The sequence below is a fragment of the Rheinheimera sp. genome, from assembly GCF_036568245.1.
Classification (GTDB): domain Bacteria; phylum Pseudomonadota; class Gammaproteobacteria; order Enterobacterales; family Alteromonadaceae; genus Alishewanella.
This window is the reverse complement of sequence record NZ_DATCSY010000400.1, coordinates 1-10,290: the sequence shown is the minus strand read 5'-3', so window position 1 is coordinate 10,290 and position 10,290 is coordinate 1. Positions and strand designations below refer to the sequence as shown.

The following is a 10,290-nucleotide window of genomic DNA, read 5'->3' as shown; positions in this document are numbered from 1 at the left end:
GGCAAGGTCGTGTTAGCTGGATGGTAAAGTAAAAACAGTGCGCCTGGCGCACTGTTTTAATTCAGGCAATTTGTTGGTCATCATTTAAGCCGCTATACCAGGCTTTAAATAACACTTTGTCCAGCGCATGGCGTAAGGCCTCGTTGATAGGTAATTGTTGTTTACCCATCTCATAGTCCAGTTCATTCACCTGCTCTTTGGCCATAATCATCATTGGCGGCGGATCAGATTCCATCGCTATCAGGGTTTGCTGATAGGCCGTTGGCTGATCGGCTTTAATCACTTTGCATGCCGATAGTGCGGTTTTACCTTGCTTGTCACGATAACCTGAAGCGCCAAATAAACGGCAAATACTCGGCCGGTGCTGATATACACTGCACTGCCCTTGTTTGCCGTCAAATGACAGCTTCTGATAAAAAAAACAGCCCTGTGGCTCTGTTAACTCTTCGAGTTGTGTCAGTGTTTGTTCCGCTTTACCTTGATCAAACAAGTGTAATGCCAGCGGGATCATTTCCAGCACCGTCGCTTCTATCGTCGGTTGCAAACAGCATTCACCACAACCAGAACGGCAATTCAGGCCGCGCTGTTGTTGATAGGCTGAAAATGTTTCCGCTATTTCGCCATACACAGCCTCAACACGACGCGATAACTCACGCAGCCGTTGCATAAAGACTCCGAACGAAATAACTATTAATTTAGGTTTGCCTGTTTAGAAACGGCGAGATGCCGCAGCGGCATTTTACTGAGTTGATTAATCTGTCAGCAATAGGGCAGTGAAAATATATTTTTAATCCATCAGATTTGCCAGAGGTGAGGGTCTGGCAATGGCATAGCCCTGAGCATAGTCGATGCCGACCATCTTCAATGCCAGCAAAATGTCATTGTTTTCGGCAAACTTGGCAATAGACTGCAAGCCCATGGCTCTGGCAACCTCGTGAATCGATTTCACTATCGCCTTATCGTAATGATCATCGAGCAGATCGCGAACGAAATGGCCATCAATTTTAATAAAGTCGGCCGGGAATTGTTTCAGATAGCTGTACGATGAAAAGCCACTGCCAAAGTCATCCAGTGCAATCTGGCAACCCTGGCTACGAAAGTGCTCAATGAATGCCAGTGTGCTTTGCAGATTTACCAGGGCCACACTTTCACTTATCTCAAAGCAGATACGGTTAAACGGAATGGCGAAGTGTTCAAACATTTGCTGCACATCCTGCGTAAATGCCGGATCAAGCAACGAGCTGCCAGACAAATTAATATTACACAGTTGCAGGTTATCCAGGTGAGAGTTGTGCTGTTGCAACCAACGAAAATAATGCCGGATCACCCAGCGGTCAATTTGTGGCATCAGGCCATATCTCTCCGCAGAGGCGATAAAACTGGCCGGTGGTGTCAGGTTGTCGGTCTCATCTTGCAGGCGCAGTAGCAGCTCGTAATGTAAACCTGCTGCTGGCTGCGTCAATGCTTGTATCGGTTGCTGATAAATGACAAAACGGTCTTCCTGTATTGCCTGGCGCAGTTGTGTTACCCAGCTGACTTCTGCCTGGTGTCGCTGCGTATCCTGATCGGTGCTGTCAAATAACTGTATGCGGTTTTCGCCTTTGTCTTTGGCGATATTGCAGGCGGTTTCCGCCTTTTTCAGAATAATTTCTGCAGAGCTATCTGTCGGTTGGATCTCTGCAATACCGATACAAATACTGATGCTGTGAATGCTATCCTGCCAGATAAAGCGAAATTCACGTACAGCATCCAGCAGGCGGTATGCCAGCGAAAACGCTTCGTTAGCATTTTTACCCGCCAGCAAAATGCCAAACTCATCGCTGTCGAGCCGCGCCAGCGGGCCATTGTGATGCGCGGCCTGTTTCAGCACTTCGCTCAGTTGTTTTAACAGCGCATCTGCCGCGCTGTGGCTGTAATTGCTGTTAATCAGGCGGAATTTGTCTACGTCGATATAGAGCACACAGCCTTTGCCGACCCCGGGCTGCTCGCACAGGCTCTGCAACTGCTGTTCAAAATAATAGCGGTTGTACAATGCAGTCAGCGCATCATGGTTTGCCAGATACGCCAGCTGTTCGTGCACCAGTTTTTGTTCGGTAATATCAATAACGGAACCGTGAATAAAAGCTTGTCTGTCCTGCTCTGACTGCGTCAGACATACTGACATCAGCGCCCAGAACGGGCTGTTATCAGCCCTTAGGCCATGTATTTCAAACCGTTTACGGCTGCCAAGTTCTAACTGCTGCAAAACGTGTTGGTATTGCCCGGGGTCGGCATAGAAACGTGCCATGCCATCGCCGGCAATGGCCTGCTTTAACTGTTCTTCGTTCTGGTAACCGAGAATATGCAGTAAGGCAGTATTTGCAGTCAGTAGACGGCCATCTATTGTTGTAATGAACATGCCTTCAACCGCATTATGGAAAATATCATGATAGTTCTGCAGCTCAGCCAGTGTGGCAGATGAAGCCACCGGTTTCAGCTGAAACTTGTGCAGGTTAAAGCTGGTAAGCGCCAGACACAGCAGTACCAGAGAGAACAGAATATATGACCAGTTAAAATCGGCGTGCAGATAACCTGCCTGGCTCAGCGTCAGTAGCAGCGCACAAATAAGAATAAAAACACAGGCCCAGACAAAACTCCGCGCTTGCGGGTGCCCTTGTAAACTCAAACGAAATGCCAGCAGCAGGTTGCTGCCGAGCACCCAGGCTATGGCAAAAAACAGCAAATACAGCCTGAGCTGGCCACCGGCAAACAGCGGGCTGAACAAGAGCAACAGGGCGACAAAGTTACTGATATGGTTGCTCAGGTGCCACCAGCTGCCAGAAAGCGTCTGCACGGCATACCGCACAAAAAGGTTCAGACACAGTAAATTAAAGCCAACCACTATGTACAAAATGGCCTGATTAATTTCCGGGTAGCCTGGCCATAGCAGGGCAAACGCCATGCCGTTGAGTACTGCAATTGTCAGGGCAAAACTGACAAAAAAGCCGGCGAAGTACAGATAGTGCCTTGCCCGGGTTTGTGCCAGCAGAATCAGGTTGTACAGCGCCAGCAGCAGTAAAAAGCCCTGAAGTAAGCCGTCAAGCATGGCCTGACGTTGTTTGGCTGCGCTGAAGTGATCTGTTTGCCATAACCTGAGTTCGCTGGGAATTACGGCCGCATCCTGAATTTTAAAGAAGATGTCGGCCTCTTCATCCGGCGCCAGTTTTATGCTGGCGGCAAAACTGCGATAAGGTAAAGCCCGTTCGCTGAATGGGTAGTCATTGCCGGTGCGGCTTAATAGCCTGACATCCTGATGTTCGCGGTCTACCTGATAAATTTCAATTTTATCGGCCAGCGGGAAATCATATTCCAGTACGGTATGCAGTGGTCTGTTGCCGCTGTTTTTTAACCGGGCGAACAACCATACGGCCTGATGCTCGCTGAACAACAGACGCTGGGCAGGTGTCAACAGCTGAAAACTGTGGTGATACAGTGGGTCGGCCAGCAGATCGTCTATCGTCTTAGCAGCGGGAATGATCTGAAAATAAACCTGCTGCAGTGACTGGCGCTCGAATGGCTTATCCGCCAGATCGTTTACCTGCGCATGAAAAGCAAACACACTGGAACTGAGCAGCCATAACAGCAGTAAAACCCCATGCACGGCTACTCTCACGCGCTATACTCCCTGTAACACATTAATTTGTTAATGAATTGCTGGTTAAACAGTAACATACAGCAAGATAAGGTGTCAGCAGAAAAACTGCACATTTTCGTTGTCGGCGGAAAATAAGCTGTGGGATATTGATTCTGTATGCGGGATCAGTAACTTAGGGTATAACTAGAATAAATTACATTGAACGGGGAGTTGATATGAAACGACAGGTACTGGGATTTAGTTTGCTGTTGCTGTCTGGCGCAGCAACCGCTGCGGATGTAGACGCCGGCAAAGCCAAAGCTGCCGTATGTGCCGCCTGCCATGGCGCTAACGGTATTTCTGTTATTCCCGATTACCCGAATCTGGCCGGCCAGAAAGTCAAATATCTGCAAAGTGCCATTAAAGCGTACCGGGATGGCGAGCGGAAGAACCCGATCATGTCACCAATGGCTGCCGGCCTGACCGATACCGATGTAGAGAATATCGCCGCTTATTTTGCCAGCTTACCGGCAGGCGGCTGATAGTCTGCTGCCAGATAGTCGCTTATTTCTGCTATAAAATCCGAGCCGTAACGTGCCAGCTTGGTCTGGCCAACGCCGGAGATTGCCAGCAAGCTCCGGCTGTCTGTCGGTAGCTGCTGACTCATTTCGATCAGACTGGCGTCACTGAACACAACAAAAGGCGGTACGTCGTCGCGCTGGGCGATATGTTTACGCAGTGCTTTAAGTTTGGCAAACAGCGCCCGGTCGTACTGTTGCTTAGTCAACCGCTCCGGTTCACGTTTTACGCTTTGTAATCGCGGTACCGCGAGCGACAAACTGTTTTCACCACGCAATACCGCGCGGGCTGCCGGTTGCAGTTTCAACACAGAATGGGCGGTAATGTCCTGTTGCAATAAGCCACAGTGAATAAGCTGGCGCAGTATACTGAGCCAGTAGTCGTGGCTTAACTCTTTGCCGATGCCCCAGGTGGACAATTTGTCGTGTTTAAGTTCAGTAATTTTCTGGCTCAGGCCACCGCGCAATACTTCTATCACATGGTGCATACCAAAATTCTGGCCTACCCGGTAGACGCAGGAAAGGGCTTTCTGCGCCAGTTCTGTACCATTAAACTGCTGCGGTGGTTGCAGGCAGGTGTCACAGTTACCACAGGGCGTCTGGCGGGCTTCGCCGAAGTAATTCAGTAACACCAGACGACGACATGTCTGGGCTTCAGCAAAGGCGGCCATTGCCAGAAAGCGCTGCCAGGCCACTTCAGCCCGCTGTATATCTTCTTCGGCATCAAGCAGGCGCTTCATCCGGCCGATATCTGCCGGGTCAAACAGCAGCAACGCTTCAGCGGCAACGCCATCACGGCCGGCTCTGCCGGTTTCCTGATAGTAAGCTTCTATGGTGCGCGGCAGCTCAAAGTGCACAACAAAGCGAATATTGGATTTATTGACACCCATACCAAAGGCCACGGTAGCTACGATGAACTGGTAATCATCGCGTTTAAAAGCGTCCTGTACCGTAGCACGCTCGTCGCTGCTCATACCGGCATGATAAGCCGCAGCATTAAAGCCGCGCTGCTTAAGCTGCTCAGTCAGTTCATCCACTTTGCGTCTTGAACCACAGTAGATAATACCGCTGGCGCCATCCTGCTGTTGCAGGTAGCTGACCAGCTGCTCCAGTGGCCGGAATTTTTCCTGTACCGTATAGCGGATATTGGGTCGGTCAAAGCTGCCCTGATACACATAAGGCTGCTGCATATTCAGCTGCTGGACAATATCCTGCCGCGTCGCCCGATCAGCCGTTGCCGTCAGCGCCATAAGCGGGACATGGGGAAAACGTTGCTTTAACAGCGCCAGTGCCATGTAGTCCGGGCGAAAATCATGGCCCCACTGCGAAATACAGTGCGCTTCATCAATCGCAAACAGGCTGACACCGACATCTTGCAGCCGTTCAAGAAACTGAGGTTGCAGCAAACGCTCTGGTGCCACATACAGCAATTTGAGCTCGCCGCGTCGCAGCCTGGAGAATACCTGCAACACCTGCTCGCGGCTTTGGCTGCTGTTGACAAACTCTGCCGCTATACCGTTCGCCTGCAGTGCGTCCACCTGATCTTTCATCAGTGACATCAGCGGTGAAATGACGATGGTAACCTGAGGCAACATCAGCGCGGGCAACTGGTAACACAACGATTTGCCACCACCGGTCGGCATTAACACAAAGCTGTCCTGACCTTGCAGCGCCATGCGGATAATATCCGGCTGACCGTCCCGGAACTCGCTGTAACCGAAGGCTTGTTTTAGCAGGGGCAGTAAATCGTCTGTCACGTATAACCAGTTGTCAGAAAAAATAAGCCGCCATTCTAAAGGGAAACGCAGGGCACAGAAACAACAAATTGCCCTAAACACTTGCCTGTGAGTAAGGCTGCGGTAGACTGAAGCAGTCCGACTAAAGGTCTTACCAGTGAGAATTTCATGCAAAACAGTCCGTTACTACCAATGATTACCCAGGCTTTTGATCAAATGCCGTTTAACCGGCTGTTAGGGTTAAAGGTAACCCGCTTCGCCGAAGAAGGGGTAGAAGTATGCTTTGACTGGTCTGAGCAACTGATAGGTAACCCGCTGCAAAAAATTCTGCACGGCGGCGTGATTGCGTCTGTGCTGGATGTTGCCGGTGGCATTATGGCGGTGTCCAGTGCACTGGGGCGTTTAGCCGATGTTGCACCGGCAGAACTTGCCGAGCGGCTTGGGAAAATGAGCACTATAGATATCCGTACCGACTATTTACGTCCGGGGCGGGGCGAGCGTTTTATTGCTACGGCCCGTGTCATCAGGGCCGGCAACAAAGTGGCCGTGTGCAGGATGGAGTTGCACAACGAACAGGGCATCCATATTGCGCTGGGTACCGGTACTTATTTAGTTGGCTGACGCTTTTTTGCCGTTAAGTGCGCTGCACAGTTAATGTCATCAGGCGTATAATGGCCACTCGTTTACCGGAGCCCGCCCGATGTCATTAAGCCGCGAACAAAAACTCGGTGGTATCTTTGCTGCCAGCGCCTATAGTCTTTGGGGCTTAGCCCCGTTGTATTTTAAACAGATCGATTTTATTCCGGCGACAGAAATTCTGCTGCACCGTATTGTCTGGTCGTTTGTGCTGCTGTTGTTGCTGATCCTGGCGTTAAAACAGTCGGCGAAGCTGCTGGCTGTGGTCAGGCAGCCTAAAATGCTGGCATGGCTGCTGCTTTGCGCGTTGTTACTGGGGGGCAACTGGGGGCTGTTCATCTGGGCGGTGAATAATCATCACATGCTGGATGCCAGCCTGGGGTACTACATCAACCCCCTACTGAATGTCCTGCTGGGCATGCTGTTTTTGAATGAACGCTTGCGCAAATTGCAATGGGCCGCTGTAGCACTGGCGCTTAGTGGTGTGCTTATCCAGCTGATCACCTTTGGTTCTTTACCCTGGATAGCGCTGACCCTGGCAGGCTCTTTTGCCATTTATGGCCTGATGCGCAAAAAGCTGGCCGTTGATGCTATCAGTGGTTTGTTTCTGGAATCTTTATTATTGTTGCCGCTGGCATTGTGGTTCTGGAGCCAACATGCAGACAGCAGCGCGGCTAATTTGTTAAATAACAGCTGGCAGTTAAATGTTTACCTGATCGCCGCCGGCCTGGTGACCACTGTGCCACTGTTGTGTTTTATTGCCGGTGCACGGCGTTTGCAATTATCTACCATGGGGTTCTTCCAGTACATTGGCCCAAGTTGTATGTTTGTGTTTGGTGTTTGGTTGTACCATGAACCTTTCGCGTCAGAGCGCTTGCTGACGTTTGGGCTTATCTGGCTGGCGCTGTTTTTATATACGCTGGATGCATGGCGCTACAATCGCATCAGCCGGCGCCAGGCGCTGGCCAGATAAGCGGCATTGTCTGACGCCGGAAACAGAAGGAAGTTAAGGTGAGCTTGATTGATTTAATTGCGGTTATCTGGTTTTTCAGCCTTTGGGTAGGCTACACGCTGTTCGCCAAGCAAAGGGCGAAAGTGGTCAGTTGTTTGTCGTTTGAGCTCAGACGTAAGCGCAACGACTGGATGCAGCGCATGTTGCAACGTGACAATAAAATGGCTGATGTCGGGCTGATTTCTACGCTTGAGCGCAATGTAACGTTTTTTGCGTCCAGCACTTTGCTGATCCTGGCCGGTTTACTGACCGCGATGACCTCATCGGAAAAACTCAGCCTGATGTTATCGAATCTGGTGCCGTGGGCAACTTACACTGAGGGCCTGGTGCAGATAAAATTATTGCTGCTGGCGTTTGTGTTTGTATTCGCCTTTTTCCAGTTCACCTGGTCGTTACGTCAGTACGGTTTTTGCGGCGTGTTAATTGGCGCCGCACCGGATGGGCGTGACATGGCAACCGAAGAGCAGCAATTATATGCTAACCGCGCATCCAAGGTGATTGATCAGGCTGGCCACTCATTTAACTACGGTTTGCGTTCAATCTACTTCTCGTTGTCTGCACTGGCCTGGTTTATTGATCCGATTTTATTTATGGTGGCGGCGGTTGTGGTGATGTTGGTGATGAAACAACGCGAGTTTCACTCTAAAGTGCTAAAAGCTTTGCAGGAATGCTGATCACAAATAAAAACGCAGCCGTGGTTCAGGGCTGCGTTGTCGTCCTCAGTAAAAAAATTGTCGGGTTAATTGCTGCGGATCTCAAAGGCTTTAATCACGCGTGATACGCCCTCAACATGGCGGGTAATATCGACCGCTTTTGCTGCTTCCTGCTCGCTGACAATCCCCATTAAAAACACTTCAGCGTTTTCGGTGATCACTTTAATATTCAGCCCGCTGACCTGCTCGTCAGCCAGTAGCTGGCTTTTGACCTTGGTTGAAATCCAGCCGTCCCGGGTGCGGGTGGTCATGGCGGTGTTGTTACCCAGCCGGATCTGGTTTTGCACATCGCGAACACCATCAATACCGCTGACTAACGCCTGAGCCTGTTGGCGGATTTGCTCGCTGGCAGTCTGGCCGGTCAGCAATAGTACGCCGTTATAGCTGGTGATATTAATATTGCTGCCGTCAGCTGTGGCAGGATGATCAGCCAGTGCGCGCTGTGCTTTTAACACGACATTTTTGTCGTCTATCTGTGCGCCCAGCGTGCGGCGATCGTTTGCTGCGGTAACTGCTGTTGCTCCACCGGCAACCACCGCCGCGGCGCAACCCTGCAACAGCGCCAGCAGCATGCAGGCGCAAATTAATTTTACTGTGTTCATAAGTCTCCCTGTTGTGGAAATAATGTCATATCAATCAGTTCGCACAAACTGTGCAACAAAAAGGTGTAGCACTCAAAAATACGCGAGTGGCGGTGCGCCGGCACTTTCAGCTCTACATCCTGCTGATTCAGTAAACCTGATAACTCACCGCTGCCATCTACGGTCAGTGCAATAATTTTCATATCGTTGGTCAGTGCAGCTTCGACCGCTTTAATCAGCTCAGGTTCGCTGCCACTTAACGAGATCACCAGTAAAACGTCATTACTTTGGCCCAGCGCTTTAATTTGCCTGGCCAGATAATCCTGCTGATGGCTGTGCTGCAAACTGTGGTTGTGGCTTTGCAACGCTATTGCCGGTAAGCACGGGCGCTCTGTTTCAAACTGGTCGAGTAACAACTGAGAGAAGTGTTGGGCCAGCGCATCTGTGGCACCATTACCACAGCAAATGACTTTGCCGCCACTGACCAGGTTATTCACAATTACATAGGCGGCATTTTCCAGCGGCGCGGCCAGACTCTCACCTGCCGCAATCATGGTTTGGATATTTTCACTAAAAAGCTGACGGATATGCTCTTGCATCAGGCTGTCCTGCGGGTTGTTCTACTGGGTAATGGCATTTTTAATCCATTGATACTGATAGGGTGGCTGACCTTCAATGGCCAGAACATCAAGCCGGCAGGCTTGCTCTGACAGACGGTGCTGCTGCAGGTACCAGCGACTGGTACGCAGCAGCTTCTGCTGTTTGCTATATGTTACCGCTGCGACGGCGCCACCGAAGGCACTGCTGGCGCGGTATTTTACTTCGACAAATACCAGACAGGCGCCATCTTGCATCACAAGATCAATTTCACCTGCCTTGCACTGGAAGTTTTGTTGTATCAGCCGCAGCCCCTGACGCTGCAGATACTCCAGCGCCAGTTGCTCATACTGCTGCCCAAGGTTATTCATGCCGGGTTTAGGGTTCCTGAACCGGCCTTAACCGGTTGTTGCGGTAACTGGCCCAGCTTAACTGACGCACTATGCTACCTTGCGGGGTAAGCCTTAACTGACCGGTCAGCCCGGGGAACACCGTGGCGGGCAACTGCTGTTGCTGGCGCAGACTGCCCACCAGCTGATAGGCATCATACCCCATTGCAAACAGACGCTGCAGCGTTTCGTCCTGATCAGCAAACAATTGCTGATACTGCTGACGCAGTTCAACGCTGCCTTGCTCTGACAGCATCCATGGCATTTCAGTAAAGGTTAAGCCGTTTAAATCACGCTGATCTGTACTATCCAGGCTGGTACTGTGGCTGCGTGAGCTGGCATAAACCGGCAGCCTCGGGGCTGTCTGACTGACTGAAACGTCGACAAAGGGTTTAAACAGCCGGGTTTGTACCGGATCGGCAATCAGGTAAATGG

The 10,290-nt window shown here is 50.8% G+C and carries 11 protein-coding genes; 4 read left to right on the top strand and 7 right to left on the bottom strand.

The annotated features are described in order from the left end of the window. Nucleotides 1–61: 61 nt before the first annotated feature. Nucleotides 62–667, bottom strand: a complete 606-nt coding sequence (locus VIN66_RS18060) for a YkgJ family cysteine cluster protein (protein WP_331925281.1) — start codon at nucleotides 665–667, stop codon at nucleotides 62–64. Between the two features lie 120 nt (nucleotides 668–787). After that, the gene (locus VIN66_RS18055) at nucleotides 788–3,652 is read right to left on the bottom strand and encodes an EAL domain-containing protein (protein WP_331925280.1); all 2,865 of its coding nucleotides are present in this window, start codon (nucleotides 3,650–3,652) and stop codon (nucleotides 788–790) included. Between the two features lie 197 nt (nucleotides 3,653–3,849). On the opposite strand from VIN66_RS18055, the gene VIN66_RS18050 reads away from it, so the two are divergent. Continuing rightward, nucleotides 3,850–4,155 carry a cytochrome c gene (locus tag VIN66_RS18050; RefSeq protein ID WP_331925279.1) on the top strand — a complete coding sequence of 102 codons (306 nt, stop codon included), beginning with the start codon at nucleotides 3,850–3,852 and terminating at the stop codon, nucleotides 4,153–4,155. On the opposite strand, the gene recQ is transcribed toward VIN66_RS18050, so the two are convergent. Continuing rightward, complete coding sequence (gene recQ, locus VIN66_RS18045; RefSeq protein ID WP_331925278.1) at nucleotides 4,125–5,948, bottom strand: DNA helicase RecQ; 1,824 nt, start codon at nucleotides 5,946–5,948, stop codon at nucleotides 4,125–4,127. The two genes, VIN66_RS18050 and recQ, sit on opposite strands and share 31 nt — an antisense overlap. A gap of 147 nt (nucleotides 5,949–6,095) precedes the next feature. On the opposite strand from recQ, the gene VIN66_RS18040 reads away from it, so the two are divergent. The 3 genes from VIN66_RS18040 to VIN66_RS18030 all read left to right on the top strand — a co-directional run bounded on the left by VIN66_RS18040 (nucleotide 6,096) and on the right by VIN66_RS18030 (nucleotide 8,249). After that, nucleotides 6,096–6,548 (top strand): thioesterase family protein, encoded by a 453-nt coding sequence (locus VIN66_RS18040; protein WP_331925277.1) that lies wholly within the window; start codon nucleotides 6,096–6,098, stop codon nucleotides 6,546–6,548. A 79-nt stretch (nucleotides 6,549–6,627) separates the two neighbouring features. Next, nucleotides 6,628–7,536 (top strand): EamA family transporter RarD, encoded by a 909-nt coding sequence (gene rarD, locus VIN66_RS18035; RefSeq protein WP_331925276.1) that lies wholly within the window; start codon nucleotides 6,628–6,630, stop codon nucleotides 7,534–7,536. A gap of 38 nt (nucleotides 7,537–7,574) precedes the next feature. Next, the gene (locus tag VIN66_RS18030; protein ID WP_226766613.1) at nucleotides 7,575–8,249 is read left to right on the top strand and encodes a DUF599 domain-containing protein; all 675 of its coding nucleotides are present in this window, start codon (nucleotides 7,575–7,577) and stop codon (nucleotides 8,247–8,249) included. Between the two features lie 65 nt (nucleotides 8,250–8,314). Here the strand turns inward: VIN66_RS18030 and VIN66_RS18025 are convergent, their stop codons facing one another. From VIN66_RS18025 to VIN66_RS18010, 4 genes are all read right to left on the bottom strand, one after another. Next, nucleotides 8,315–8,890, bottom strand: coding sequence for a BON domain-containing protein (locus tag VIN66_RS18025; protein WP_331925275.1), 576 nt, complete (start codon nucleotides 8,888–8,890; stop codon nucleotides 8,315–8,317). Next, on the bottom strand, nucleotides 8,887–9,468 hold the full coding sequence (locus VIN66_RS18020; protein ID WP_331925274.1) for an SIS domain-containing protein: 582 nt from the start codon (nucleotides 9,466–9,468) through the stop codon (nucleotides 8,887–8,889). The genes VIN66_RS18025 and VIN66_RS18020 overlap by 4 nt, the downstream gene beginning before the upstream one ends. Nucleotides 9,469–9,489: 21 nt before the next feature. Then, nucleotides 9,490–9,837: a YraN family protein gene (locus tag VIN66_RS18015; RefSeq protein ID WP_331925273.1), complete on the bottom strand. Its 348-nt coding sequence runs from the start codon at nucleotides 9,835–9,837 to the stop codon at nucleotides 9,490–9,492. Between the two features lie 7 nt (nucleotides 9,838–9,844). Continuing rightward, on the bottom strand, nucleotides 9,845–10,290 hold a 446-nt coding region (locus VIN66_RS18010), incomplete at its 5' end, for a penicillin-binding protein activator (protein WP_331925272.1).